21 protein-coding genes and 1 tRNA gene are annotated in these 26,755 nt (G+C 45.6%); 14 read left to right on the top strand and 8 right to left on the bottom strand.

Features of this window, described 5'->3' with window-relative positions:
• Positions 1 to 62: 62 nt before the first annotated feature.
• On the bottom strand, positions 63 to 1,244 hold the full coding sequence (locus BFP72_RS03195; RefSeq protein ID WP_099597723.1) for a proline dehydrogenase family protein: 1,182 nt from the start codon (positions 1,242 to 1,244) through the stop codon (positions 63 to 65).
• A gap of 243 nt (positions 1,245 to 1,487) precedes the next feature.
• Here BFP72_RS03195 and BFP72_RS03190 point away from each other — a divergent pair, with 243 nt between their 5' ends.
• Positions 1,488 to 2,633, top strand: a complete 1,146-nt coding sequence (locus tag BFP72_RS03190; protein WP_158233260.1) for a TlpA disulfide reductase family protein — start codon at positions 1,488 to 1,490, stop codon at positions 2,631 to 2,633.
• A 300-nt stretch (positions 2,634 to 2,933) separates the two neighbouring features.
• Here the strand turns inward: BFP72_RS03190 and BFP72_RS03185 are convergent, their stop codons facing one another.
• From BFP72_RS03185 to BFP72_RS03170, 4 genes are read right to left on the bottom strand one after another with little or no spacing between them, the layout of a single operon-like run.
• Positions 2,934 to 6,407: an efflux RND transporter permease subunit gene (locus tag BFP72_RS03185; RefSeq protein WP_099597721.1), complete on the bottom strand. Its 3,474-nt coding sequence runs from the start codon at positions 6,405 to 6,407 to the stop codon at positions 2,934 to 2,936.
• A 3-nt stretch (positions 6,408 to 6,410) separates the two neighbouring features.
• Positions 6,411 to 7,577 (bottom strand): efflux RND transporter periplasmic adaptor subunit, encoded by a 1,167-nt coding sequence (locus tag BFP72_RS03180; protein WP_099600671.1) that lies wholly within the window; start codon positions 7,575 to 7,577, stop codon positions 6,411 to 6,413.
• 33 nt (positions 7,578 to 7,610) lie between these two features.
• Positions 7,611 to 8,960: a TolC family protein gene (locus BFP72_RS03175; protein ID WP_084190329.1), complete on the bottom strand. Its 1,350-nt coding sequence runs from the start codon at positions 8,958 to 8,960 to the stop codon at positions 7,611 to 7,613.
• On the bottom strand, positions 8,953 to 9,573 hold the full coding sequence (locus tag BFP72_RS03170; RefSeq protein ID WP_084190330.1) for a TetR/AcrR family transcriptional regulator: 621 nt from the start codon (positions 9,571 to 9,573) through the stop codon (positions 8,953 to 8,955). Before BFP72_RS03170 ends, BFP72_RS03175 begins: the two co-directional genes overlap by 8 nt.
• Positions 9,574 to 9,684: 111 nt before the next feature.
• On the opposite strand from BFP72_RS03170, the gene BFP72_RS03165 reads away from it, so the two are divergent.
• The 9 genes from BFP72_RS03165 (at position 9,685) to BFP72_RS03130 (ending at position 19,141) form a co-directional block, all read left to right on the top strand.
• Positions 9,685 to 10,530 carry an alpha/beta fold hydrolase gene (locus tag BFP72_RS03165; RefSeq protein WP_099597720.1) on the top strand — a complete coding sequence of 282 codons (846 nt, stop codon included), beginning with the start codon at positions 9,685 to 9,687 and terminating at the stop codon, positions 10,528 to 10,530.
• Between the two features lie 103 nt (positions 10,531 to 10,633).
• On the top strand, positions 10,634 to 14,302 hold the full coding sequence (purL, locus tag BFP72_RS03160; protein WP_099597719.1) for a phosphoribosylformylglycinamidine synthase: 3,669 nt from the start codon (positions 10,634 to 10,636) through the stop codon (positions 14,300 to 14,302).
• A 96-nt stretch (positions 14,303 to 14,398) separates the two neighbouring features.
• Positions 14,399 to 14,471: transfer RNA gene (locus BFP72_RS03155), tRNA-Gln, on the top strand.
• 53 nt (positions 14,472 to 14,524) lie between these two features.
• Entirely contained in the window at positions 14,525 to 15,454 is a 930-nt protein-coding gene (locus BFP72_RS03150; RefSeq protein ID WP_099597718.1) for a ribose-phosphate pyrophosphokinase, read from the top strand.
• A gap of 11 nt (positions 15,455 to 15,465) precedes the next feature.
• The gene (locus BFP72_RS03145; RefSeq protein ID WP_099597717.1) at positions 15,466 to 16,074 is read left to right on the top strand and encodes a 50S ribosomal protein L25/general stress protein Ctc; all 609 of its coding nucleotides are present in this window, start codon (positions 15,466 to 15,468) and stop codon (positions 16,072 to 16,074) included.
• Between the two features lie 119 nt (positions 16,075 to 16,193).
• A complete protein-coding gene (gene pth, locus BFP72_RS03140) occupies positions 16,194 to 16,754 on the top strand; it encodes an aminoacyl-tRNA hydrolase (protein ID WP_099597716.1) in 561 nt (186 codons plus the stop codon).
• 119 nt (positions 16,755 to 16,873) lie between these two features.
• Entirely contained in the window at positions 16,874 to 17,104 is a 231-nt protein-coding gene (locus BFP72_RS18945; RefSeq protein ID WP_143519914.1) for a hypothetical protein, read from the top strand.
• A 250-nt stretch (positions 17,105 to 17,354) separates the two neighbouring features.
• Positions 17,355 to 18,401, top strand: a complete 1,047-nt coding sequence (queA, locus tag BFP72_RS03135) for a tRNA preQ1(34) S-adenosylmethionine ribosyltransferase-isomerase QueA (protein WP_099597715.1) — start codon at positions 17,355 to 17,357, stop codon at positions 18,399 to 18,401.
• A 62-nt stretch (positions 18,402 to 18,463) separates the two neighbouring features.
• Complete coding sequence (locus tag BFP72_RS03130) at positions 18,464 to 19,141, top strand: 2-C-methyl-D-erythritol 4-phosphate cytidylyltransferase (RefSeq protein ID WP_099597714.1); 678 nt, start codon at positions 18,464 to 18,466, stop codon at positions 19,139 to 19,141.
• 57 nt (positions 19,142 to 19,198) lie between these two features.
• Here BFP72_RS03130 and BFP72_RS03125 read toward each other — a convergent pair whose 3' ends face one another.
• Positions 19,199 to 19,420, bottom strand: a complete 222-nt coding sequence (locus tag BFP72_RS03125; RefSeq protein ID WP_073119581.1) for a DUF2795 domain-containing protein — start codon at positions 19,418 to 19,420, stop codon at positions 19,199 to 19,201.
• Between the two features lie 186 nt (positions 19,421 to 19,606).
• Positions 19,607 to 20,920, bottom strand: a complete 1,314-nt coding sequence (locus BFP72_RS03120) for a DUF349 domain-containing protein (RefSeq protein WP_099597713.1) — start codon at positions 20,918 to 20,920, stop codon at positions 19,607 to 19,609.
• A 53-nt stretch (positions 20,921 to 20,973) separates the two neighbouring features.
• Here BFP72_RS03120 and ettA point away from each other — a divergent pair, with 53 nt between their 5' ends.
• The gene (gene ettA / locus BFP72_RS03115; protein WP_099597712.1) at positions 20,974 to 22,653 is read left to right on the top strand and encodes an energy-dependent translational throttle protein EttA; all 1,680 of its coding nucleotides are present in this window, start codon (positions 20,974 to 20,976) and stop codon (positions 22,651 to 22,653) included.
• A gap of 22 nt (positions 22,654 to 22,675) precedes the next feature.
• Here the strand turns inward: ettA and BFP72_RS03110 are convergent, their stop codons facing one another.
• A complete protein-coding gene (locus tag BFP72_RS03110) occupies positions 22,676 to 23,650 on the bottom strand; it encodes a zinc dependent phospholipase C family protein (RefSeq protein WP_099597711.1) in 975 nt (324 codons plus the stop codon).
• A 95-nt stretch (positions 23,651 to 23,745) separates the two neighbouring features.
• On the opposite strand from BFP72_RS03110, the gene BFP72_RS03105 reads away from it, so the two are divergent.
• From BFP72_RS03105 to BFP72_RS03095, 3 genes are all read left to right on the top strand, one after another.
• Positions 23,746 to 25,068: a D-alanyl-D-alanine carboxypeptidase gene (locus BFP72_RS03105; RefSeq protein WP_158233259.1), complete on the top strand. Its 1,323-nt coding sequence runs from the start codon at positions 23,746 to 23,748 to the stop codon at positions 25,066 to 25,068.
• 103 nt (positions 25,069 to 25,171) lie between these two features.
• Complete coding sequence (locus BFP72_RS03100; RefSeq protein ID WP_158233258.1) at positions 25,172 to 25,630, top strand: MarR family winged helix-turn-helix transcriptional regulator; 459 nt, start codon at positions 25,172 to 25,174, stop codon at positions 25,628 to 25,630.
• A gap of 3 nt (positions 25,631 to 25,633) precedes the next feature.
• Positions 25,634 to 26,752: an efflux RND transporter periplasmic adaptor subunit gene (locus tag BFP72_RS03095; protein WP_099597708.1), complete on the top strand. Its 1,119-nt coding sequence runs from the start codon at positions 25,634 to 25,636 to the stop codon at positions 26,750 to 26,752.
• Positions 26,753 to 26,755 lie beyond the last annotated feature (3 nt).

The following is a 26,755-nucleotide window of genomic DNA, read 5'->3' as shown; positions in this document are numbered from 1 at the left end:
AATGCGGAAGTTAACCATTTTTTTGCCTTTGCACTCCACGAACCTCCCGCTATCTATTTACTTCACTTTCTTTTCCTTCTTTTTAGTTCGCTCTTTACGAGCAAAAACTCCCTACTACTCTGTCCAGCAATGGAGGTATTTTCCTCCGCTCGTCGCATCAAATAGGGCAATACTTTTTTGACCGGGCCATAGGGCACGTACTTCGCCACGTTATATTGATGGTGCGCCAAGGTGTAGGACAAGTTGTCACTCATACCATACAGTTGCGCATAAAAAATCCTCGGGTCATTATGAGGCAGCTCTTGCTCCTCCATCAGCTGGGAGAGATACTTCGAACTCTTTTCGTTGTGCGTGCCTGCACAGAGATAGATATCATTGATATGTTCTATGCAATAGGCCACCGCGGCATCATAGGCTTCATCGGTAGCAGCCTTAGACACCTGAATCGGATCTGGATACCCCTTCTCCTGCGCTCGGTTTCTTTCTTTTTCCATATAGGCTCCCCTGACTAGCTTGGCTCCTACTTTGAACCCTTCTTGCTGCCCTCGTCTATGCACTGCTTTGAGGGTTTCGAGAGAGGACTTCTTGTACATCTGATAGGTATTGAAGATGTATACCTGCTCCCTGTTGTACTTGCCCATCATTTCATCTACCAGTTCATCGATGGCGTCTTGTATCCAAGATTCCTCTGCATCGATGAACAAATACTTTTGACAAGCCACCGCATACGCGCAAATCTCCTCCACACGAGCGATGAATTTATCCCAACGGCTCTGTTCTTCTGCCGTGAAAACTTCACCTGCTTGTTTTTTGACCAACAGCGAGAAAGACACAAAACCGGTCAGCTTCATGACCCCCGTAGGGATGTGTGGTGACTCCTTCGCCAATGTCAGAGATTGCAGGATCTCCGCTTTGTTGTGATCAAAGGTTTTCTCCTTGCTCTCTCCCTCCACCGAATAATCCAAAATGGTGTGTATCTGCGATGCTCCCAACTTCTCCACTGTCTTGATCGAATCACGGAGCGACTCACCTCCACAAAACTGTGCGAAAATGGTCTTCTTGATCAAAACCTTGATGGGCAAGTGAATTCGAAGCGCGAATTGTGTCAGCCTCATGCCAATTTTTGTTACCCATGGGTTGTTCATGGTTGAAAACAAAAAATACATGCGCTTTAGGTCAAAATTGCTTTTGTCACCAAAAGCCAGTTCCGTATCGTCAAAACGGATTTCCTCTTTTACATTCATACTATCATTTTTGGGTGTACAAAGATAAGTGGAGATCACAAGATTCGATATAGCCTCTATGCGAGAATTGACAGAACATCCCACCAGCGGTATATTTGAGGTGAGATTGGTCAATGTGTAGCTTCAAAGAAAGGGTCAAAGGTTTCACAATTTTAGAAAAATGAGTAATCACGACAGATAGCAAGATAGCAAACCCAAAATCAGCTTATTCCCTTACTTTCGTTTATTCAAACAATGAACCTTATGAAAATCACCGCCTCATTTCTCCACTTGTCCTTAGCTGCGCTACTGTTTTTCTCTGCTTGTAGCACTCCCGAACCTCACCACTCCCAAGGCTTCACCTTGGAAGTCAAAGGCCTAGACCCCAGTACTTCTCCTAAAGAAATCCTACTCTACCAAATCACAGACCCCGCTCAAAACAGCTACTCCATCGTCGATACGATCGCATATACCACTGGGACCTCCATCAAAAAAAGCATTGACCTGCCTCCAAACTACTACGTCCTCCATATCGACGAGACCCAAGTACCCCTTTTGGCAAACAAAGGACAACACATCCTCATCAACCTTTCGACAGACGGCAGCTATGAGGTCAGTGGCTCTGAAGACACAGAGCTTTTCCAAGCCTACGAGAGTTTTCGCCATTCGATTTTGGAAAAAACCGTTTACCCTGTACGAAAAGAACTCTACCAACTCCGTGACATCAACAACCCCAAAGACGCAGAGTTGATCGAAAAACTCGGCAGACAACAGCTCCACGCAGAGCAAAACTACCGGGACACCTTGATTCATTTCGTCAAGAAAATGGGTACATCCATCGCCATCTACCCTACCACGGTTCGTTGGACCAACGATGACGACATCCCATACTACGACAGTTTAGCCACTGCTTTTGCGCTGGTCTATCCAGAAAGCGAAATCTCTCAATATGTCACTCTCAAGGTCCAACAAATGAAACGAGTAGCCATCGGAGCAAAAGCACCTGGTATCATCGCCAAAGATACCTCAGGACACAACCTCTCTCTCTACCAAAACCTGAAGACCTACACACTCGTGGACTTCTGGGGGAGCTGGTGCTCGCCTTGCCGCACCGAAAATCCAATACTCCAACAACTCTACGCTACCTACAAAAATCAAGGCTTTGAGATCTATGGGATCGCACTAGAACAAAACAAAAAACTATGGACCAATGCGCTGCTCAAAGACGGCAGGTCATGGATCAATGTCTCTGAACTCAATGGCTACAAAACGAATGCTTCGCAGGATTACTCCGTCACAGCTCTGCCTAAAAACTTCTTGCTAGACAAAGACGGCATCATCATCGCCAAAGACATCCATGGGCAAGAACTACAGGATAAGATCGCTGCTCTATTTGCAGCACAGCAATAATTTCATCCACTCAAAACCGTACCGTGTCAAAGAATCAAGCCTCCATGAACTGCATTGAGCGTTCGTGGCAGCTTGCCCCTCATCCTTTAGCAAGGGTTTAATTCACTCCGGTGCTGGAGTAGCTACTTGCCAAAAAAACCTTCAAATCGACTGCCCTCATCCCTTCTCTAGGATAGAAAAAAAGAAGCAACACACACATACTACCCTATCTACCTCACTCATCGGTTTGATAGCTGTGCATAAAAAAAGCGAAAGACAGAAGTCCTTCGCTCTTACATTATATCAGTCTATTATCTTATGCTACTTTGCCCTTCTGGCATAAAACCAGTACTTGATACGGTAGACGATGGTAAACAACACCGGCACAATGATCAGCGTCAAGAATGTCGCTACGATCAAACCAAAGATCACCGTCCAAGCCAATGGTCCCCAGAAGATCACATTGTCTCCTCCCATGTAGATATGTGGATTGAACTCCGTAAACAATGCAAAGAAGTCAATATTGAGCCCTATGGCCAATGGCACCAACCCAAGCACGGTCGTGATAGCAGTCAACAATACAGGGCGCAACCTCGCTTTCCCACCTTTGACTACTGCCTTCTTCACTTCAGCTTTGGAGAGATATTCTTCCTTCGGCATGTTCAGCTCGTCCTTTCTCCTATCGATGAGCAACTGTGTATAATCAAGTAGCACTACGCCATTGTTCACCACGATACCTGCGAGAGAGATGATCCCCATCATGGTCATCATGATCACAAATGACCACCCCGTGATGATCAATCCACCAAACACTCCTATGAAACTCAAAAAGATGGCAACCATAATGATCGCTGGCTTGGAAACACCTCCGAATTGGAAAATCAAAATCAGCATAATCAATCCAAGCCCTGTAAAGAACGCCCCCACCAAGAAGCTCATTTGCTTGTTTTGCTCCTCGAGCTGTCCGGTGTAGTCTATGCGTACCCCCTCAGGCAGCTCAGTAAAACTCGCCATTTCATCACGAATCTCTGATACAATCGCACCAGCATCGGTAAAGCCCGGCTTCAACCCAGAGTATACCGTCACGACACGACGCGTATCTCTACGCTTGATCGCACTGAAAGCAGAGGTATTGCGATGCGAAGCTATGGTCGATAGCGGCACTTCTTTCAACTGTCCCGAAGACTGATCTCTGAAGATGATGTTCTGATTGAACAACGCACTCGTATTGTATCTCAAATCCTCGTTGAAGCGCACATTGATATCATAGTCATCGCCGTATTTCTTGTAGACACCAGCCTTCTCGCCGAACAATGATCGTCTCAACTGACTCCCCACTTGGCCTACTGCCACGCCCAATTCTCCAGCTTTCTTACGATCTACATCTACGACCATCGAAGGCTTATCCTTGTTCACGTCAATTTTGAGTTCCTCTATCCCATCGATATTTTTCTCATTGATGAAATTCCTCATTTTCTCTGCAGTGACGATCAGCTCATCATAGTCCTTGCCATCTATCTCGATATTGATCGGGTATCCTGCAGGTGGGCCAGAGGCCTCTTTCTCTACAGAGATGGCTACTCCAGGGTAGACCCCTGTCAGTGCTGCCTGGACCTTCTGTCTCAGCTCCTCCGTATCTTTGCCTCGGCGGTACTTGTACTCACGCATCGAGGCGGTGATTTTGCCGCGGTGAGGCATCTCTGCCGCTGAACCACCGTCGGTCTGTGGATTTCCTGCTCCTTCGCCCACCTGAGAGACTGCAGACTCCACGAGGAAATTGTCCCCATTTTCATCCAAGTACTCCTCGGCATTGAGGATAGAGTACATCTTCTCTTCTATCTCTTTGGTGATCTGGTTCGTCTTTTCGATCGCTGTACCCTGAGGATACTCGATGTAGACGATGATCTGGTTCGGTACATTGTCCGGGAAGAACTCAATTTTGGTTCTCCCTCCTCCTACTGACATCCCAAAAAACACGAACGAAGCAATGAGCAAAATGAAAGTTGCTCCGAAGTACCAGTATACATTGTTTCCTCTTACCGCTTTGAGCAGATGCTTTTCGTAAAAATTCTCGAATTTGACCAACGCACTTCTCTGAAACTTATTCGCTAATCGCTTGATCGCATATTTGTAGACCCAAAACAATATCGCCGTGAATATCATCAACGTACCCAAGCCACGCGCATCACCTCCCACGATCATGATGAATGTACCAAACCCAACCAGAATAATCGTCAAGCGAATGAGGCTCTTGAGGCTCAATTCTTTGTCGCCTATTTCCATAAACTTGGAAACCAACATGGAGTTCATGAATACCGCCACAAATAGGGACGAGCCCAACACGACCGACAAGGTAATCGGGAAGTACTTCATAAACTGCCCAAATATCCCAGGCCACAGTCCGAGCGGAACAAAAGCCGCCACCGTAGTAGCAGTAGATATGATGATCGGAAAGGCAATCTCTCCAATACCCACTTTGGTCGCTTGGATTCGAGACATTCCTTCTTCTTCCATCAGACGGTAGACGTTTTCGACTACCACGATCCCGTTATCAACAAGCATCCCTAGTCCCATGATGAGACCAAAAAGTATCATCGTATTGAGTGTGTAACCCATGAGATTGAGGATCATGAACGACATGAACATCGACATAGGGATCGCAAACCCGACAAACAAGGCATTGCGGAAACCTAAGAAGAACATCAGTACGACAACCACTAGTAGAATACCAAATATGATGTTGTTGACCAGGTCCTCTACTTGATTGAGCGTACGAGGGGCCGAATCGTTCGACACAGTGACCGTCAAGTCATGTGGAAAGTAATTTTCCCGTGCATCTTGGAGTATCAATTTGATTTCGTCTGCTGCGTGAATCATGTTTTTTCCTGCACGCTTTTTGACATCTAGCATCACTACGCTGTGACCAAATTCACGGGCATATGTCGTTTTATCTTCTTCTTTAAAACTGACTTTGGCCACATCTTTTAGGTACACGGGTGAGTTCTTCTCCGTCTTCACGACGAAGTTTTCCAACTCCATAGGATTCTCGATTTCACCAATGATGCGAATGGTACGGCGCTGACCACTGGTTTTCATATTTCCAGCAGAGAGCGTCATGTTTCCATTTCGAATGGTATTGAGTACATCATCGAAACTCACCTTGGCAGCCATCATTTTGAAAATATCGACCGCTACTTCTACTTCTTTCTCTTGTGCCCCACGGATATCTACCCCTTTGATCTCGGGCAAATTTTCGATCTCATCTTCGAGGTATTCACCATACTCCTTGAGTCGATCTACTGGATAGTCTCCAGAGATGTTGATATTCATGATTGCCACTTCCTCTGAGAGGTTCAGATCAAACACATTCGGTTCTACTTTGGCATCATTGAACAGCGGCCAGTCTTCGTTGGCCTTCTCTCCATCAACTTTATCCTTGACCTTTTGCTTGGCCAACTCCACGGTGATCTCCTCATCAAACTCCACAGTGATGATCGAATAATCCTCTTGTGAGGTAGAGATGATCTCCACCACATTGCTGATGTTTTTCAATTCATCCTCCAGAGGATCAGTAATCAGCCGCTCTATATCTTCGGCAGTATTTCCGGGATAGGGAGTACTGATATATATCTTGGTCTCGATGATCTCTGGAAAATCCTCCCGTGGCATGTCGAAATACGCCGACAAGCCGATGAAAAAGAATATCCCAATCATCACATAGATCACTGATGGATTATCGATGGACCATGAGGCCAACCGAAACTCTTTGTTCTTATTATTGACTTGATTATCCATCTACTATCTTGTTAGAATTTTAACTTTCTGGCCGTCTTTCACACTTCTAGCTCCTTCTTGGATGATATTTTCACCTGCCTTGATTCCAGATAGGATTTCCACATCGTCTCCTTGTGTCTTTCCTGTAGTGATGATTCTCTTTTGCGCTACGGCTACATTTTCTTTGGTGATATCGGTAGCCACGTAGACGTACTGTTCTCCTTCGGCATTTTCAGAAATCACGCTCTGTGCAATCAAAATAGCTTCGGGACTAGAGTAATCATTGATACGTACCTGAGCCGTCATGTTTGGCTTGATACTTTTCTTGTCATTGGGCACAGGGATCTCCACGTTGAACGAGCGGTTGTTTGGGTTGATAAAATTCCCTGTCTGCTTCACGGTTGACTCTACAGTCTCATCCAGTACCGGGAAGTAGACGATCACTTTGGTCCCTGAGTGTATGCTCGCTATGAAGTTTTCGGGCACTGGTACCTCGATACGCATCTCGGAGAGATTGATGATTCTGAACACCTCCGAACCTGGCCCCGTCGGAGCGACCACTGTTCCTTCGTCCTTGATCACGTCATCGATAAGTCCCGAAAACGGCGCAGTGATTCTAAATTTCCCCAATTGGCTTTGCATCTGCTCCACCGATTTTTTCTGCGCCTCATAGTTAGACTCAGCTTGTAGGTACTGGATCTCCGTCCCGATTTTTTGTTCCCATAGTCTCTTTTGTCTTTCGTAGGTCGTTCTGGAGAGCTCCAGTTGCGTCTTCATCTGTTGCAACTGACTCGCTGCTCCCCCATTGTCGATCGTCGCAAGCAACTGCCCTTTTTTGACAGACTGTCCTTCTTCGACGTAGACTTTGAGTAGCACTCCTGACACTTCAGGGTAGATCAATACGTTCTTCTTGGTCGCGACATCTCCACGTAACTCCACATAGTGCACGAACTCCTGCTGCTTGGCTTGGAGTGTAGTGATGAGCGAGTACTTCTCCTCAGACTGCCCCATGATTGCCTCGTCCAACAACGCAATCTCCGCTTCGATTTCTTTTTGCTGCAGAGACAATTCGTTCTTCCTTTCTCTGATTTTTTCTACGTCAGCACCTTCTATCAGATCGCTGACCGATTGGTTCTTGCCACATCCCACTACTAGGAACAGGACCGTTAGTATTAGTACAGTATTCTTCATTTTTGATTTTTTATATGAATCGTTCATCGGTTGTTATAGCAGTACTCCGTATGCTTTTTGTAATTCTACTTTGGATATCAATGCCTCATAGACAGCATTGTAAAAATTGGTTTGTGCTTCTTTGTATTCTCGATCTGCATCGATCACTTCGATATTGGACCCTACACCTTCTTCGTATTTGATCTTTGCTACGTCATAGACTTCTCGGGCGAGATCCATATTTTCACGTTGTGCTTCGATGTTCTCTACTTGCTTGCGGTAATTGGCCTCTGCCTGTTCGATCTCATAGTCGATATTGTACTGTAGCAACTCAAACTGATTGGTGATTTGCCGTGCTGCCAATTGCTTTTGCTGCACTTGTCGACGCTTCATCATGCCGTCAAAAACGGGCATACTAAACCGAAGCCCTACTGCGCCCGCGCCAAACCACTGGTCCGTAAACACTCCACTAAACTCTGTATTCCCTGTATTGCGACCGTAGCTGGCAAAGAGATCAACTTTGGGATAGTATTGTGCTCTGACGTTCTTGATATCTAGTTCATTCAAATCTTGACGCACATTGAGCTGAGCATACTCGATCCGGTGATCGTACGAAAAGTCATTGGCTAGACTGAAGTCAAAAAAGTTGATACTCTGAATATCATCTGTCAACTCTACGGTAGCATTGGAGGGCAAGCCCATCTGAAATTTGAGCAAAGACTCGGTCAAATGCACCACTGCCTCATAGTTGTCCAACTCTACTTTCAAGTTGTTGTACTGCACCTTGACACGACTCACGTCTATCTTCTCTGCCATACCACTTTCGTACAGCAAGCGCGTATCATTGAGTAGAGAGTCTACCCGGGCAAAGTTGCTTTTGACAAGTTCGAAACGCTCCCGGTTGACCAACACACCAAAGTAGGCCTTGGACACTGCTTCTGCTACATCGATGTTGTTCTTGATGTTGTCTTTTTTGGAAAGCTCTGTAAAGGTCTTGGCAGCCTCCAGTCCGACGATAAACGAACCATCAAAAATCATCTGAGTCGCCGACAAACCAAAAGTAGAGGTGTAATCAATCCCAAACTCCGTGGCAATCGTAGCATTAGGATCTGCCGTAGGATCAAAAGTATTCGCTGGCAAGACCATCTCCTGAATCTTGTAGTTGTACGTAAAATCCGCATTGGCATTGACCTGTGGCAAGCCTGTCGAGACGATCTCGTCGACCTGCCGCTCTGCGATCTCCATATCCAACCTCGCATTTTTTGCAGTTTGGTTATTGAGAATAGCAAAATTGACCGCTTCTTCCAGCGAGAAGCTCGTTTGTTGTTCTTGGCCATATCCAGCAGTAGATAGCAGCCACATCATCAGTACTAGTGTGACACTTGTTCGTTTATTCCTATTCATTATTTATGGTGTTATTCAATTCTTCGTATACATCGTATCCTTTTCTGGTCAGCATCCCTCTGACAAAATGCTCCAGCAGCTCCATTTGCAGCTCTATAAACTCATACTTCTCCGTCGAAAAAATCTTCGGATCAAAAGTCATCTCAATTGTCTCTATTCGATAGGTCGCCAGGATATCTGCCTTGATCTCCTCTCTAAACAATCCCTCCTTCTTGCCTCGCTCAATGGTACACAGCACCGTCCTTTTGATGAAGTCGTTCTTAAAACTCAACCACTTTTCCCAAGCCTGAGGATGAAATTTCCTCAGATCAAACAGTACCGTCGGGTTCACCTCTGCAATATTCTTGCGCAGGCATTTCGAAAAACGAAGTATCTCATCGATAGCATTCTCTGCATCACGCATCACCTCTCCAAACTCCTTCTTCTCCTTTTCGATGTGTTGTTCCACTCCCATCATCACTATCTGATCCTTGTCTTTAAAGTTCTGATAGATTGTCTTTTTGGATATAGACAACTCCCTGGCAATATCATCCATCGATACGCTCCTAATCCCGTATCTACTAAACAGCTGTCCCGCTGTTTCCTTTATCTTATCGTGAATCTTACAAATCATTTTGGCAAAGAAACCTAGGAAACTACTGACTTCCTAAAAGTTTCCTGAGTTTCTACGGTGTGATTTGATTTAGGGTTCGGTTATTCCATTATTTTTTCATTAAACTTGAAAATGCCCATTTCCATTTACTCACATGCCTCTGGGGCACAATTAGAATACCAGACTTTTGGCACTGGAAACCAGACACTTATATGCTTTCATGGTTTTGGGCAAAATACGGACAGCTTTGCCTGCTTAGAAGAGCACCTACCCAATCACACCCTGGTCTCCATCCGCCTCTTTTATCATGGAGGCAGTCGTCGTTCTCCCTATGCACCAGGACGCCTACGCACTCCCGAATGGAAAGAACTATTCGCAGACTTTCTCAGCGAACTGCAGATTAACCGATTCTCTCTTCTCGCCTATTCGATGGGCGGCCGATTTGCACTGGCGACATTATCCAGCTTCGTCTCGCAGGTCGAGCAGGTAATCCTCGTCGCAGCAGACGGCCTTGTCAAACGCTTCTCCTACCAACTCGCCACTGCACCCTTGATCTGCCGGCTCTTTCGGTATTGGATGTCGCACCCCACGTCCTTTTTCTGGATGATGAACCGCCTCGAAGCAATCGGCATCCTCAACCCTTCTCTTTTCAAATTTGCTCGTACACAACTGCAATCTGCGACACACCGTACCCTCGTCTACCACACATGGACAGCCTTCAAATATTTTGGCATGTCACAAAAGGAATTGCTCCAACTCATCCATAGCCAATCGCTACCAATCACCTTCATTTTCGGAACAAAAGACAGGATCATAGCTCCTCAGGCACATCATGGATTCTTGGCCCAAATCCCGCAAAACCACACACACATCCTTCCCTACGGCCACCACAAACTCGTACAGAACGCCACTCCTCTCATCCAAGACCTTCTGCACCAAGACCATGACAGACCCCATCACCTACCCTCTGGTGATTAGAGCCTACAAGTGCCAAACCACCGTCTTCAAATATTCAACAGCCATCACTCCATAAATTCCCCAAATACTTCTATTTTTGCGGCTTATTAAAGTCCTTCCATAGATGATTTCAATATTCAAGAAAAATGACTCCACCTACTACCTCGTAGGTTCACAATCTCAACTATCATCCACTGACATAGAAAAGCTCAACTGGCTTTTCGGCGAAGCGACGCACTTGGAGGTGGGTTCCATCTCAGGCTCATTCATCGGACCGAGAAAAGAAATGCTCACTCCATGGAGCACCAACGCCGTAGAAATCACCCAAAACATGGGTATAGAAGGCATCTATCGTATCGAGGAATTTTTCACCGAAGGGAATTTTGACCCCATGCTGAACCAGAAATACGACACATTAGATCAGTCGACTTTCATCATCAGCAAAGACGCAGAAGACATCCTAGAGATTGACGACATCTCCGCCTACAACCAAGCCGAAGGACTAGCACTGAGCGACGAAGAAGTCACCTACTTGGAAGGAGTAGCGACCGATCTCGGACGCAAACTAACGGACAGTGAAGTATTTGGCTTTTCACAAGTCAACTCTGAGCACTGCCGTCACAAGATATTCAATGGCAAGTTCATCATCGATGGGGAAGAAAAAGAAGACACCCTCTTCAAACTCATCAAGAAAACATCTGCTGCCACTCCAGGCAAAATCGTATCGGCGTACAAGGACAACGTTGCATTCATAGAAGGACCGAGAGTACAGCAATTCGCTCCCAAGACACAAAACAAACCCGACTACTTCGAGACCAAGGATTTTGATTCGGTCATTTCGCTCAAAGCGGAAACCCACAATTTCCCAACGACCGTAGAACCCTTCAACGGTGCTGCCACCGGATCGGGAGGAGAGATCAGAGACCGTATGGCGGGTGGACAAGGCAGCATCCCGCTCGCAGGCACAGCCGTCTACATGACATCCTACCCAAGACTCGACGGCAAGAAGCCTTGGGAAAACAACATACAAGCCAGAGACTGGCTCTACCAGACTCCTCTAGAGATACTCATCAAAGCATCCAACGGCGCGAGTGATTTCGGCAACAAATTTGGTCAGCCAGTCATCTGTGGTAGTGTTTTGACCTTTGAGCACGAAGAAAACAACGAAACGCAAGGTTTTGACAAGGTCATCATGATGGCTGGAGGTGTAGGTTATGGCAAGAAAGAAAGCGCCCAAAAGAAAGAAGTACTGACAGGTGACAAAATCGTCATCATGGGAGGTGACAACTACCGCATCGGCATGGGAGGTAGTGCTGTATCTTCGGTCACTACGGGTGAGTTTGCCAATGCGATCGAGCTCAACGCCATCCAACGTTCCAACCCTGAAATGCAGAAAAGAGTCTCCAACGCCATCCGTGCGATGGTCGAGGGTGACGACAACCCAATACACTCTGTACATGACCATGGAGCAGGAGGTCACCTCAACTGTCTATCTGAACTCGTCGAAGATTCGGGAGGAAAAATAGACATCAACAAACTCCCTGTGGGCGACCCTACCCTTTCGGACAAAGAAATCATCGGAAACGAATCACAGGAGAGAATGGGACTCGCACTTCCTGCATCTGCCATCCCAAAACTCAAAGAAATCTCTGCTCGCGAAAGAGCTCCTTTCTTCGAAGTAGGAGAAGCTACCGGAGACATGCAGTTCACCTTTGCTCGTGAAGGAAAAGAAAAAGCAGCAGTCAATTGGGGACTGGACAAAATGTTTGGCTCTTCGCCAAAAACTATCTTAGAGGACAAAACGCTCAACAAAAAGTACAAAGCGGTCACAGCAAGCAATGAAACCTTCGAATCGGACCTCAACCATCTCCTACAACTCGAAGCAGTAGCATGTAAGGACTGGTTGACCAACAAAGTCGATCGATCCGTCACAGGACGCGTCGCTACACAGCAAACCTGTGGAGAAATCCAACTCCCTCTCAACAACGTGGCAGTCATGGCGATGGATTTTGCCAGCAACAAAGGGATCGCGACTTCTATAGGACACGCTCCCGTAGCAGCCATCTGTGATCCTGTCAAAGGCTCTCAATTGGCCATCACCAAAGCATTGACCAACCTGGTATTCGCACCACAGACATATGGATTTGAAGGAATATCCCTGAGCGCCAACTGGATGTGGCCTACCAAGACCGAAGGAGAAAAAACAAGACTATACAATGCGGTCAAAGCTGTCAGCGACTATGCCATTGCACTGGGAATCAACATCCCTACAGGAAAAGACTCCTTATCCATGACACAAAAGTATAGCGATGGCAAAACAGTGGACTCACCAGGTACAGTCATTATTTCCAGTGTAGCAGAAGTCAGCGACATCAATCAAACCGTCACTCCAGACATCAAAGAAGTCCCCAACACTTCCTTGATCTATATTCCCCTATCGGACGGCAACTTCTCCCTTGACGGCAGTAGCTACGCACAAACAAAAAATTTACTTGGCAATTGTCCTGCTGGTTCACCCGAACCCGCACACTTCATCAAGACCTTTGCGACTATACAGCAGTTGATCAAAGGAAATCACGTTTTGGCAGGTCATGATGTATCTGCAGGTGGGCTAATCACAACCTTATTAGAAATGCATTTCCCTGCAATATGCAGTGGAGCAACGGTAGACTTGTCCTCATTTGGTCAATCGATGAGCCAAGTCCTATTTAGTGAAAGTCCTGCAGTAGTACTACAAGTGCGAGACATTGAAGAAGCAGAAATTTCTGCCTCAGGTCTTGACTACATCACACTCGGGCAGATCAATCACGAACGCAGCTTCATTGTCAAATCAGACGCAGAAGAAATTCACCTAAACATCGACGAGCTACGAGACACTTGGATGAGAACTTCGTACCTACTAGACACCCATCAAACCAAACCTAGTCTAGCCAAAGACCGCTTTGACAACTACGAATGTCAACCTCTGATCTACAGCTTCCCAAAGAGTTTCCAAGGAGACCTCTCCAAACTAGGACTAGATCAACAACGAAAAGAGACAAGTGGCATCAAAGCAGCCATCATTCGTGAAAAAGGTGTCAACGGAGACAGAGAAATGGCATACGCCCTACATCTTGCAGGTTTTGATGTCAAAGATGTACACATGACCGATTTGATGACTGGCAGAGATGATCTCTCAGATGTCAGCATGATCGTATTTGTAGGAGGGTTTTCCAATTCCGACGTACTAGGATCGGCCAAAGGTTGGGCGGGAGCCTTCCGATACAACGCCAAAGCAAACAAGGCACTTCAAGATTTCTATGCAAGACCTGACACGATGAGCCTCGGTGTCTGCAATGGTTGCCAACTCATGATGGAGCTTGGACTACTTTTCCCAGACATGGACAGTCATCCCAAAATGCACCACAACGAATCCGGCAAATTCGAATCGACATTCCTATCCGTCAACATCCCAGACAATGACTCCATCATGCTTGGCAACCTATCTGGCAGCAGTCTCGGTATTGCAGTAGCACATGGGGAAGGAAAGTTTGAGCTGCCACTCGCCGAAAACGAATACAGTATCTGTCTCAAATACAACTACAGCGCCTACCCTGCCAACCCGAATGGGTCAGACTATAATGTAGCCGGTGTTTACTCCAAAGACGGCAGACATCTCGCGATGATGCCTCACCTAGAGCGATCCATATTCTCATGGAACTGGGCACACTATCCGCAAGACAGAAACGAACTCGTGACTCCATGGATTCAAGCTTTTGTCAACGCAAAAGACTGGATATCAAAGAAGAAGTAAAAAAGAGTAGAAATAAAGAGAAAATTACTCGCCAAAAGTTTGATTTAGCGAAACTAAATTCTACTTTTGTACTCCCAAATAAATGGGGCAAACGATTGGTCTATGGTGTAACTGGCAACACGTCTGGTTTTGGTCCAGAAGAGTCTAGGTTCGAGCCCTAGTAGACCAACAAAAAATCCCGGCTTTTTGTCGGGATTTTTTGTTAATACTAAACACCAAAGAATGTCATCTGTTAAACTATTTGCAGGCGTAGGTTCGAGCTCACTAGCCGAACAAATCGCTCAGAAGTACGGTCAACCCTTAGGTAAATCCACATCCAAAAAGTTTAGCGATGGCGAGATATACTACAGTTATGACGAGTCCATCAGAGGTTGTGACGTGTTCCTCATCCAATCTACTCATGGACCTTCAGACAACATCCTCGAACTCCTCTTGATGATTGATGCGGCCAAAAGAGCCAGTGCAAAAACCATCAACCTGGTTGTACCCTATTATGGATATGCAAGACAGGACAGAAAAGACAAGCCAAGAGTTTCTATTGCTGCCAAATTGATGGCCAATCTCGTACAAGCTGCGGGAGCTACTCGACTCATGACTTGTGATCTACACGCAGATCAGATCCAAGGATTCTTTGACATACCAGTAGACCACTTGGTCGCAGGCATGATTTTCGTGCCTTACATCAACAACCTCAACCTTGACAATCTCATCTTCGCAGCACCTGACGTAGGGAGCACCAAACGCGTAAGAGAATTCGCCAAGTTTTTCAAAGCAGACATGGTCGTATGTGACAAGCACCGTAAAAGAGCCAATGAGATCGCGTCTATGCAAGTAATTGGTGATGTCACAGATAAAAACGTCATCTTAGTAGACGACATCATCGACACGGCTGGTACGCTTACCAAAGCAGCCAACTTACTCAAAGAAAAAGGAGCAAAATCCGTCCGTGCTTTTTGTACACACGCCATCTTATCAGGTAGTGCCTACGAAAACGTGGACAATTCATCACTCGAAGAACTCGTAGTGACAGACAGCATCCCACTCAAGGGAAGCTCTGACAAAATACATGTGGCCAGCATGGCTCCCTTGTTCGCCGATGCGATCAAGAGAATTCACGGTCACCAATCCATTAGCAAATTATTTGAACAATAAACATATAAGTTATGAAAACGATTGAGATTATAGGGTATAAAAGAGCAAATCTCGGCAAAGCTGACTCCAAAAAATTACGCAACGAAGGAATGATTCCTTGCGTCGTGTATGGTGGAGGAGAGCAGATCCACTTTTACGCTCCAGCTATACTTTTCAGAGACCTCGTTTACACTTCTGAAGCACACTTCGTGAAAGTAAACGTAGAAGGAACAGAGTACGATGCAATCATGCAAGACATACAGTTCCACCCAGTAAGTGAAATGATCCTACACGTAGACTTCCTACAATGGACTGCTGGCACGACCATCAAAATGGACATCCCAGTACATATCACAGGACAGTCTCCAGCGGTACAAAACGGAGGAACATTGATCGTCAAAAGAAGAACTTTGTCTATCAAATCCTTGCCTAAAAACATGCCTGAGCACATCGATGTAAACATCAGCAAGCTCGAGTTTGGCAAAGCAGTCAAAGTAGGTGACTTGACTTCAGAAAACTACGAAATCCTAGATGCGCCACAAGCCTCTATCGCAGTAGCTGAGATCCCAAGAGCACTAAGAGGAAAATCTGCAAGTGAATTGAACGAAGGTGAAGCTGCAGAAGCAGAAGCGGAAGCATAACCCAGCGTTTGATTGAAAAACTTAAAATCCTGTTCAGAAACGAACAGGATTTTTTTTGCCTTCACTTTTTTGACCCACACCTCCTCTATAGTAAAAACGATAATCCATACCTTTGACATATGAAGTATTTAATCATTGGGCTCGGCAATATCGGCCCAGAATATGAGCTCACTCGTCACAACATTGGTTTCTTGACACTAGACAAACTAGCGGAAGATCAACATGCCACATTCGAACACCTCAAGCTTGCCAACAAAACCGAATTCAAACACAAGGGTAGAACCATCCACCTCATCAAACCCACTACATATATGAACCTCAGTGGCAAAGCAGTGAACTACTGGATGCAAGAACTCAAAGTCAACAAAAGCAACATCCTCGTAGTGACAGACGATCTCGCGCTACCTTATGGCAATCTAAGACTGAGAGTCAAAGGCAGTCATGCCGGACATAATGGACTCAGAGACATAGACGCCATGACTGGAGGCAACGACTATGCCCGACTCAAATTCGGGGTAGGCAATGACTTCCATCCAGGCCAACAAGCAGACTATGTCTTGAGTAATTTCACCAAAGATCAGTTCATTGACTTACCCCTCAAAATAGAAAAGGCTTGCCACATGATCTTATCGTTTTGCACACAGGGAGCGCAACGAACCATGAATGAATACAATGATTAAGATGCTTTTTAGCAGAATCTTTTTATTTTATTAATAATTATAAAAAAAGTACACTTTGCGAGTTGACAATGCAAAATTAACAACCTACTTTCATGGTCTTAAATCAAAACTTATTACCAATGAAAATTTTGAAAAACGTTAATTTATTAGTGGCTGCATTTATTCTATCATTTGCTATGGTTTCTTGTTCGTCACAAGGTAGCGCAAGCCAAAGCGAAGAAGTAACAGAAGAAGAAATTGTAGAAGTAGAAACAGAAGTTGTCCTCGATAGCGCTGTGGTAGACTCAGATACAACAGCTATGGAAATGGACTCTGTAGAAGTAGAAGCAGATACTGTAGTAGCAGAATAACAAAACCAACAGATGTTCTGAAAAGAACGTACATAAAATAAAAGGGAGACCAATGGTCTCCCTTTTATTTTACTCAACTCTCATAATTATTAGCTTCTTTTCCTCAACTTATGACTTCAATTCACTAATTTTGCCCTCTTATTTTTATAGAATGAGCGTATTATGCGCTTACATAACCATTGAATTTGAATGTTTCCACTTCTCTCAGAGAATATTCAATACGAGTTCCAGTCCACAAAACATTTAACGAATGAAATTATCTGAATTTAAGTTTGACCTGCCACCAGGGCTACTAGCACTTTATCCTACAGAAAACCGTGACGAATCCAGAATGATGGTCGTACACAAGGATTCTGGAAAGATCGAGCACAAAGTATTCAAGGACTTTATTGAATATTTCAATGAAGGTGACAGTGTCATCATCAACGACACCAAGGTTTTTCCGGCGAGACTATATGGAAACAAGGAAAAAACAGGTGCCAAGATCGAAGTATTCCTATTGAGAGAGCTCAACAAAGAGCTACACCTTTGGGACGTACTGGTCGACCCAGCTAGAAAAATTCGTGTCGGCAATAAACTCTACTTTGGTGAGGGTGATCTCGTGGCAGAAGTAATTGATAATACAACCTCTAGAGGCCGTACGATTCGATTTCTGTTTGACGGGACCGATGAGGAATTCTACAAAACCATCGATGAGTTGGGAGAAACACCTCTGCCGAAAGAAATCGCTCGCAAGACCGAAGAAGAAGACCGAGAAAGATTCCAAACCATCTACGCTGACAAGGTCGGTGCAGTAGCTGCTCCTACAGCAGGTATACACTTCACCATGTCAGTACTGAAGAGACTGGAACTACAGGGGGTAGACGTGAGTCCTATTACCCTACATTTAGGGCTGGGCACCTTCAGGCCTGTGGACGTAGAAGATCTCACCAAGCACAAAATGGATTCTGAGAACTTCATGGTAGGAGAAAAGACTACAGACATCGTCAACACCGCGCTCGACACCAAGCACAACGTATGTGCGGTGGGCACTACTGTGCTCAGAGCACTCGAATCATCTGTCTCTGCCAATGACAGACTGAAACCAAACGAAGGCTGGACGGACAAGTTCATCTTCCCTCCTTACGAAAGCAAAATTGTAAAATCACTACTAACCAACTTTCATCTGCCTGAATCAACACTGTTGATGAATGCAGCGGCATTTGGAGGGTATGACTTGATCATGGAAGCATACCAAGTAGCCATCAAAGAGAAATATAGGTTCTTCAGTTATGGTGACGCTATGCTGATTATCTAAATCACAAAAAACAAAAGCTCCGATGAATCATCGGAGCTTTTTTATGACCTTTGTTTTCAGGTATGGATAAGTATGTCATCATCGTAGCGGGAGGAAGTGGCAGCCGAATGAAAGCTGACCGCCCCAAACAATTTCTATCGCTCCAAGGGAAACCCATCTTGATGCACACGCTAGAAGCATTTCACCACTACGACAAGCATCTACACATCTTGCTGGTATTGCCTGCAGCCCACCTCGAGACCTGGCAGAGACTCGTAGAGGAGCATGACTTCCCTGTCTCCCATCGTGTCACCACAGGTGGGGACACACGCTTCGATTCGGTACGCAACGGACTACAGCTCATCGACACGGATGGTCTCGTAGCTATCCACGACGGTGCTCGCCCTCTGGTATGCTCCGAAGTGATACACAGGACGTACACACATGCACAACTGCATCAGAATGCCGTGGCCTCAGTAGCCATCAAAGACTCGTTGAGAGAAATCAAATCCGACCACAACCAAGCAGTTGACCGCTCTGCCTATGTAGCTATACAGACCCCACAGACCTTTCAGGTCCAAACTATCCGACATGCGTTTGCTACAGCAAACCCACAGCAGTCATTCACCGATGATGCCAGTGTCCTAGAAAGTATCGGAGGTCAAATCAACTTGGTACAAGGAAGCTATGAAAACATCAAAATCACAACACCAGAAGACATCATCCTCGCAGAAGCATTGTTGACTCATAGAAAAAAATAATGCCCGACTATTGCCGAGCATCTATATTCTTTTATTCTGAGTAGTTGTTTGTTACAATCAATACTCGTCTTCGTTGAAGAAGAAATCCTCTTTCGTAGGATAATCTGGCCATATCTCCTCAATATTCTCAAAAGGCTGCCCATCATCTTCCAACTCCTGTAAATTCTCCACAACCTCCAAAGGGGCTCCTGACCTGATAGAGTAATCAATCAATTCATCTTTTGAAGCTGGCCAAGGAGCATCTTCCAAGTATGACGCTAATTCTAATGTCCAATACATATTAAAATCCTTGTTTTAGTGGTTTCTAAATTTGTCGTGCAAAAATATATTTTAAAACGACATTTCAAACATTCTTGTTTAATATCTGCTTTATTATTACACTTTTTATCACTTGAATATACATTCTCTAGATAAAAATCGCAAATCCAACTCTAAGGGGTTAGACAAAGTGTCCAAAAACAAGAATCAACTCTCTTTGATCTTCGCTTGAATACCTTTCAGTATCCCTTGTTTCATGGCTACTTTTTCTTGCTGAGCCTTCAATTTGGCGTCCAACATATCCACAAACGACCCTTTGTTGATGTGCATTTTATCCAAATTTTCCTGAAACAACTGCAATTCACTTTCGTCTCTACGCAGCAAGTCGCGTACCACTTTTTGCAATGCTTGGTATTTTTCCTTCTCCGCCTTGGTGTCAAAACCTTTGTTTTTCCGCTTAGCCAACTGATACACAAACCCTCGCTCTTGAATCTCTCGAGACAATGCCAAATAGCTTTGATGAATCTCCGGATTATCCTTGCGGGAAACCTGACCACTATTTTTCCACTCATTGGCAAGTTCCTTTTGCTGCTTTCCTACCTCTGTAGTGAGGGCTTGCTCTTTGAGAGCCTCTATCTTCTCGATGACCTTTTGGCGCTGTGCCAAACTCTCCTTCTTAGTCTGTGCCTTATTTTTAGACACCTCCTTTTGCACGGCCCTTTTTTTATCAAAAAACTGCTGACACAATTCCCAATAACTGTCATTGAGCTTCTGAAACTCCGCCTCTGGGATACGCCCTACTTCTTTCCACTGACCTTGCAGGCTTTTGACTTTATCCTGCGCTTTGACAAGCCCTTTCCCTTTGAGAATCTCTTTGATCTGCTTGATGATCTCCTGATACTCAGAGATTCTCGCCTCTACCAGTTCTTTCTTGTCTTCAAAAAATGAATTTCTTTTTTCAAAAAACCGATCCACTCCTTCGGTAAACTTCCCTTCCAACTCGGCTTTGAGATCTTCGCTTGGACTACCTGTCTTGATCCACCGAGCTTTCAACTCCTTAATTTGCTCAAAAGCCTCTTCTAAATCATTGTTCGCTAAAATCACTTCCAACTCCAACAACAAAGCTTGCTTGATGTCTGTGTTTTTCTGACGATTTTTAGTGACATAGTCTACCAACAGATTCTCATAGCTCTGAATTTTCTCAAGCAATCCCACATAATCCCCGAGCCCTTCGTGCGTAGACAACTGCTCCTTGATATTAAGGAGGCTTGACAAGAACGAACCCTTGTTGTTCGATGAATTGATCTTTTCTTCAACGGTCAAGAACTTCCCCTTGAGCTTTTCAAAACTTGCTATATACAAAGAAACAGACTGCTGTGCTTCCTCCTCTGAAACCTCCACCAGTTTCAGTTCACTAAAATCGCCAGCAGCATCTCTATACAATATGCCGTCTGTAATATGTCCAAAAGGTATTTCCACTATGTATTTTCCATGGTTAAAAACGGCTGCAAATTTAGGCATTCAGCCCAAAGACAGAATTATTTTCTCCATATTTGTCGAAAAAAACTGACACAATGAGTGACGAAAAAGTAATCTTTTCCATGGCTGGGGTATCCAAAATCTACCCTCCACAAAAGCAAGTTTTAAAGAATATCTATCTCTCCTTTTTCTATGGAGCCAAAATCGGTGTTTTGGGTCTCAACGGATCGGGTAAGTCATCATTGCTGAGAATCATCGCTGGGATCGATACCGAATACCAAGGAGAAGTAGTGTTTTCGGATGGCTACTCCATCGGGTTGCTCGAGCAAGAGCCCAAATTGGACCCCAAAAAGACCGTCAAGGAAGTTGTACAAGAAGGAGTCCAAGAGACCATGGACCTACTGGCCCAATTCGAAGAAATCAATCTAAAATTCGCTGACCCAGACATCCTCGACAACCCTGACGCCATGGACAAACTAATGGCAGATCAGGCCTCTGTCCAAGAAAAACTCGACAATCTCAATGCTTGGGAGCTCGATAGTCGACTCGACCGTGCCATGGATGCGCTGCGTACACCGCCAGCCGAAGCCCTCGTCGAAAACCTCTCGGGAGGAGAAAAAAGAAGAGTCGCTCTATGTCGACTACTACTCCAAGAACCCGACGTACTCCTACTCGATGAGCCTACCAATCACCTCGATGCAGAATCTGTACACTGGCTTGAGCAACACCTCAATCAGTACAAAGGAACCGTCATCGCTGTGACTCACGATAGATACTTCCTCGACAATGTCGCTGGATGGATACTCGAACTCGATCGTGGCGAAGGGATACCTTGGAAAGGCAATTACTCGTCATGGCTTGACCAAAAACAAAAAAGACTAGAGAAAGAAGAAAAGACGGAATCCAAACGTCAAAAAACCCTACAACGTGAACTTGAATGGGTACGCATGGCTCCCAAAGGGCGTCAGGCCAAAGCCAAAGCAAGGTTAAACGCCTACGACAAACTCGCAGGACAAGATGCCGCAGAGCGAGAAGCTAAACTAGAGCTATACATCCCTGCCGGAGAGCGTCTAGGTTCCAAAGTCATCGAAGTAGAAGGCGTTTCTAAATCTTTTGGCGACAAGCTCCTTTATGAAAACTTGAGCTTTTCTCTACCGCAAGGAGGGATCGTGGGGATCGTGGGGCCAAACGGCGCAGGTAAAACCACGTTATTCAACATGATCACGGGCAAAGAACAACCAGACACGGGTAGTTTTGATATCGGATCTACAGTGCAAATCGCCTATGTCGATCAGGAGCACGACAACCTCGATCCAAACAAAACGGTCTGGGAAACCATCTCAGAAGGCAACGAACTCATCAACCTTGGTGGTCGCCAAATGAACTCCCGAGCATACGTCAGCAAATTCAACTTCGGTGGCGGAGACCAAGGCAAAAAAGTCGGCGAACTCTCAGGTGGCGAGCGCAACAGAGTACATCTCGCAATGACTCTCAAGCAAGGGGCAAACCTCCTTCTACTTGATGAGCCTACCAATGATCTGGACGTCAATACACTCCGTGCACTAGAAGAAGGGCTAGACAACTTCGCAGGCTGTGCAGTCATCATCAGTCACGATAGATGGTTCTTGGATAGGGTGTGTACCCATACCTTGGCTTTCGAAGGAGATAGCCAAGTAGTATTCTTTGAGGGCAGCTTCTCAGACTATGAAGAAGCCAAAATCAAGCGTCTAGGCAATGCTGAGCCCAAGCGCATCAAATACAAAAAACTACAGTAAGCCTAACATCGAAGAGCAGAGCTCAATTGTGTGCTCTGCTCTTTACTATCCTTTCCTTCCAAGACGCTCTTTCCTGCTTGAGTTTTTCGATCGCTCTAGCATCCAAATCCAATTGCAATAAATCTACCACATCAGGCTGTCCAGCATCCACCCAGCAGCTGTACCAAATATCGCCGACCATCTGGATACTTGCACGCATCTGCCGCTCCACCATACCGTCTAGCCTAGTGTGATACGCTTCTGTAAATTTCTTTGAGTAGACCTTGACACTTTGGCTGCCCCGGTCCTCGTAGGAGTACTTCTTGCTCTCTGGAAACACCTCCGTCAGCTCTCGCTCAAAACGCAACACAGAATCTACCGCATGATGTGCCTGAGCCACCCCTTCCCATACCCGTGCACTGACATCCTCCACATACTCCGCACGCCCCACAAAGAAATCATAGTCCTCATCCAACAACTCTGGAATACGAGACTCCCAAAATCCATGAATCCCCTCTTGATTGGTCAACTGACCGTTGTAGTTTTCGGTGGTATGTAGCGGTACATTGGAATCTGCAATATAATGGCCTATATCTGCCGAATAGCGCAAAATATCATCGAGGTTGCGCTGCTCAAATGCCTGAGTCAACTGCCACTTCATCAATGCAATGTGCCACGGCACAATCCCATACGCCTGCAAAGTATCCTCACTATATACTGCCACCGCACTATCCCAACGATGCGGCAATACCTCTAGAGCCTCATCGCCATAGACATCCAAGTCAATATAATGCCGAGGTGCTTCCCAAGGCACAGCATAGCGCCGTTCGTCTGGGTTGACTGCATTTTCGGTGAGGTACACGATGTGCTTCTTGTAGAAGTCAATCAAATCTGGAGGTAGGGTAAACACTGCCAGACGGTTGATCTTCTTGTGGGCATGAAAACCCCAAAAACTAGCACGAAAGGACAAACAAAGAAAACTTAGAGCAATCAGCCCATAGAGCATTTGTTTCTTCATAAAGACAAGGATTGGTTCACTACAAATTAGTAGATATGTACCAAAACATTGCTCACACGTCTCAAATTTTTAAGGAGAAAACTGTAACATTGGGCATGATAATCCACAGGGCAGCGGCTTTCCTACTCCTCAGTCTATGCGTCACATCATGTGTGACGATGAAACAAAACCTCCACAACAGGAGTGTCACAAAAAGCATCGAAAAGGATGCCCTTTTCCAAGGCCACTTCACAGGTTTCATCCTACACGACCCCACTACACAAGAAAACCTTGTAGAGATCAATGCAGACAAGTATTTCGCTCCCGCATCCAATGTCAAACTCCTCACATTTTATGGTTGTCTTGTCGCTCTTGGAGACTCCATCCCTGGCTTGATCTATGAAGTCAGAGACGACACACTTTTCTTCACCGGCACAGGCGACCCGACCTTGTTGTGGCCCGACTTTGACAACCAACCCGTGTTTGACCTCTTGGCAGAGACTACACATACCTTGGCCTATATCCAACCGGACTTCAAAGACGAAGTACACGAGGCAGGTTGGACTTGGGAAGACTACGAATACTACTACCAAGTCGAGCGTAGTGGCTTCCCTCTCTATGGCAATGCGCTCAACTTCCTCTACGACACTACTCACCACCAATTCGACATTGCTCCGCCGTTTTTTGAAGACCATGTAGAGCTATTTGCCACCTACAACAAAAGCTACGCACATGCCCGCCATATAGATGCTAACATCTTTCAATTTGCACCGGACACATCTCGCTCGGATTACAAAAATCGCGTGCCGTTCAAAACCTCCGACGAGCTGACCGTAGCTCTACTTCAGGACACCTTGCACCGTCCAATCGTACGCCTGCGTCACCACGATTTTGAACAGCCCAACATCAAGTACTCCACCGAATCCAAGGATCTCTATGCACTCATGCTCAAACGCAGCGACAACTTCATCGCCGAACAACTCCAATATATCGCCACTCAGGCACTCGGTCTAGACATGCGCTCGGCTTCCTTTCGCAATCACATCCTGCTGCACGCTCTATACGATTACCGCAACCAAGTCATCTGGAAAGATGGATCGGGCCTCTCCCGCTACAACCTCGTCACACCACGCTTCATGATCGCACTGCTCAACGAAACTCTAAAAAAAATCAGCATGGAGGAGTTCAAAGCTCTGCTGCCCAACGGTGGACAGGACGGCACCATCCGCAACTACTACAAGCCCTCCTCGGGTGATGAGCCTTACGTATTTGCTAAGACCGGTACACTCAGCAACAACCACAACCTCACAGGTATCATTCGCACGCAATCGGGCAGAGACCTCCTTTTCACCTTCATGAACAACAACTACAAGGGCAGTTCCTATCCTGTCAAAATAGAGATGGAAAAGATACTCCGGGCAATTCACGAAAAGTACTGACACGACCGCTCATCCTTGAGATCAACCTTTTCTACAAATAGTTGGTTGCACATACAACTATCCCCATCTACTTTCGTATTCCCATTCGAAGATGAGCAAAAATATGCACCCATTAGACAAATCATTGTTGCCCTGGATTGGCAAAACTACCAAGGCATTGGATCATTTCATCACTGAAATGTTTGCCAGTAATGGCATCCAGCTGACCAAGGCACAATTCATTCTGCTGCGGGTTCTTTCCAAACACGAAGGAATCAAGCAAAATGATCTGGCCAGTTTTGCAAGCCGAGAGAAAACGACGCTCGCACGACTGCTCACGACGATGGAGAAAAAAAACCTCGTCTACCGAAAAGGTTCTGACACGGACAAGCGAACCAATTTGGTATTCATTTCCCCGCAGGGAAAAGAAGAACTGGACCGAGCCCTACCTGCACTGGTAGAGTCAATCCAACTGATACAGTCCGGCATCACAAAAGAAGAACTATCAACAACATTAGGAGTATTACAAAGGATCAGAGAAAACATCAATGCGGATGAGTTTCTTATTCCTTGCAAGCATTAAATCATGAACAGAAAAGTCACAATTGTATTAGGGTTAGCACTGATTGCTGCAGGTATCTTCGGGTACAACAAAATATCCAACCTCGAAAAGGATGAAAAAAAGCCGGCAGAGAAAGCACTCTCCACCATTTTCACAGAAAGGGTAAAAAACCAGTCCGAGTCCATCCACATCACCGAAAGTGGCCGACTCACCGCCAAATACAAAGCAGATATCTATGCTGAGGTACAAGGCGTGATGCAGACTACGGGAAAGGAATTCAAAGCGGGAGTGCCTTTTAGCAAAGGACAAGTCCTCGTCAAAATCAAGAGCAGTGACGCCTATGCCAATCTACAGGCGCAGAAGAGTGTCCTCCAAAACTTGGTCACCAGCATCCTTCCTGACCTCAGACTGGATTATCCAGAATCATTCGAGCAGTGGAACCAATATGTGATGAATTTTGACATAGACAAGCCCATACCGGCATTGCCAAAGACGACTTCTGACAAGGAGAAATACTTCATCACTGGCAAAAACATCTATACCACCTACTACAACACCAAGAATCTAGAAATAGTCCAAAGTAAATACACTATCCGCGCCCCTTACAGTGGTGTGGTCACTGAGGCGCTGGTCCGTCCAGGTACCGTCATCCGTACAGGGCAAAAACTGGGAGAGTTCATCGATCCGTCCGTCTATGAGTTAGAAATCGCCATCAGCCATTCGATGATTTCTTCTTTGGCACCAGGCCAAAATGTAATGGTCTCGTCCCCAGAGTCAGATCAAGCGTGGGTAGGAAAAGTCGCCCGTATCAATGGCAAAGTAGACGCTACTACCCAGACCATACTCGTATTCATCGACGTAAAGGGAGAAGGTCTCAAAGAAGGGCTCTACCTCGAAGCACACATCGAAGGACAAAAAGTAGATCAAGTCTACGAAATGAATAGTAAACTGCTCGTCGGTGGTAGCAAAGTATACACCGTCGTGGATCACAAACTCAAGCTCGCCCCCATCCAGATCATCCACAAAACCCAAGAGACCGTCATCGTCTCAGGTCTAGCCGATGGGACAGAGATCGTATCCAAACTGATCCCTGGTGCCTACGAAGGCATGGAAGTCAAAGTATACAGCGAAAACAAGCAGTAAGTC

This window comes from Reichenbachiella sp. 5M10, assembly GCF_002742335.1.
Taxonomy (GTDB): Bacteria; Bacteroidota; Bacteroidia; order Cytophagales; family Cyclobacteriaceae; genus Reichenbachiella.
The sequence above is the reverse complement of the archived record's forward strand: the minus strand, read 5'-3'. Positions and strand labels throughout refer to the sequence as shown.

What these genes read in the sequence shown, in the direction of transcription:
- queA (WP_099597715.1), top strand. Translation starts at nt 17,355, where the DNA reads ATGAAATTATCTGAATTTAAGTTTGACCTGCCACCAGGGCTACTAGCA.
- BFP72_RS03145 (WP_099597717.1), top strand. Translation starts at nt 15,466, where the DNA reads ATGAAAACGATTGAGATTATAGGGTATAAAAGAGCAAATCTCGGCAAA.
- BFP72_RS03195 (WP_099597723.1), bottom strand. Translation starts at nt 1,244, where the DNA reads ATGAATGTAAAAGAGGAAATCCGTTTTGACGATACGGAACTGGCTTTT.
- BFP72_RS03185 (WP_099597721.1), bottom strand. Translation starts at nt 6,407, where the DNA reads ATGGATAATCAAGTCAATAATAAGAACAAAGAGTTTCGGTTGGCCTCA.
- ettA (WP_099597712.1), top strand. Translation starts at nt 20,974, where the DNA reads ATGAGTGACGAAAAAGTAATCTTTTCCATGGCTGGGGTATCCAAAATC.
- BFP72_RS03105 (WP_158233259.1), top strand. Translation starts at nt 23,746, where the DNA reads ATGATAATCCACAGGGCAGCGGCTTTCCTACTCCTCAGTCTATGCGTC.
- pth (WP_099597716.1), top strand. Translation starts at nt 16,194, where the DNA reads ATGAAGTATTTAATCATTGGGCTCGGCAATATCGGCCCAGAATATGAG.
- BFP72_RS03190 (WP_158233260.1), top strand. Translation starts at nt 1,488, where the DNA reads ATGAAAATCACCGCCTCATTTCTCCACTTGTCCTTAGCTGCGCTACTG.
- BFP72_RS03110 (WP_099597711.1), bottom strand. Translation starts at nt 23,650, where the DNA reads ATGAAGAAACAAATGCTCTATGGGCTGATTGCTCTAAGTTTTCTTTGT.
- BFP72_RS03100 (WP_158233258.1), top strand. Translation starts at nt 25,172, where the DNA reads ATGCACCCATTAGACAAATCATTGTTGCCCTGGATTGGCAAAACTACC.
- BFP72_RS18945 (WP_143519914.1), top strand. Translation starts at nt 16,874, where the DNA reads ATGAAAATTTTGAAAAACGTTAATTTATTAGTGGCTGCATTTATTCTA.
- BFP72_RS03175 (WP_084190329.1), bottom strand. Translation starts at nt 8,960, where the DNA reads ATGAATAGGAATAAACGAACAAGTGTCACACTAGTACTGATGATGTGG.
- BFP72_RS03150 (WP_099597718.1), top strand. Translation starts at nt 14,525, where the DNA reads ATGTCATCTGTTAAACTATTTGCAGGCGTAGGTTCGAGCTCACTAGCC.
- BFP72_RS03170 (WP_084190330.1), bottom strand. Translation starts at nt 9,573, where the DNA reads ATGATTTGTAAGATTCACGATAAGATAAAGGAAACAGCGGGACAGCTG.
- BFP72_RS03120 (WP_099597713.1), bottom strand. Translation starts at nt 20,920, where the DNA reads ATGCCTAAATTTGCAGCCGTTTTTAACCATGGAAAATACATAGTGGAA.
- BFP72_RS03165 (WP_099597720.1), top strand. Translation starts at nt 9,685, where the DNA reads ATGCCCATTTCCATTTACTCACATGCCTCTGGGGCACAATTAGAATAC.
- BFP72_RS03125 (WP_073119581.1), bottom strand. Translation starts at nt 19,420, where the DNA reads ATGTATTGGACATTAGAATTAGCGTCATACTTGGAAGATGCTCCTTGG.
- BFP72_RS03095 (WP_099597708.1), top strand. Translation starts at nt 25,634, where the DNA reads ATGAACAGAAAAGTCACAATTGTATTAGGGTTAGCACTGATTGCTGCA.
- BFP72_RS03180 (WP_099600671.1), bottom strand. Translation starts at nt 7,577, where the DNA reads ATGAAGAATACTGTACTAATACTAACGGTCCTGTTCCTAGTAGTGGGA.
- purL (WP_099597719.1), top strand. Translation starts at nt 10,634, where the DNA reads ATGATTTCAATATTCAAGAAAAATGACTCCACCTACTACCTCGTAGGT.
- BFP72_RS03130 (WP_099597714.1), top strand. Translation starts at nt 18,464, where the DNA reads ATGGATAAGTATGTCATCATCGTAGCGGGAGGAAGTGGCAGCCGAATG.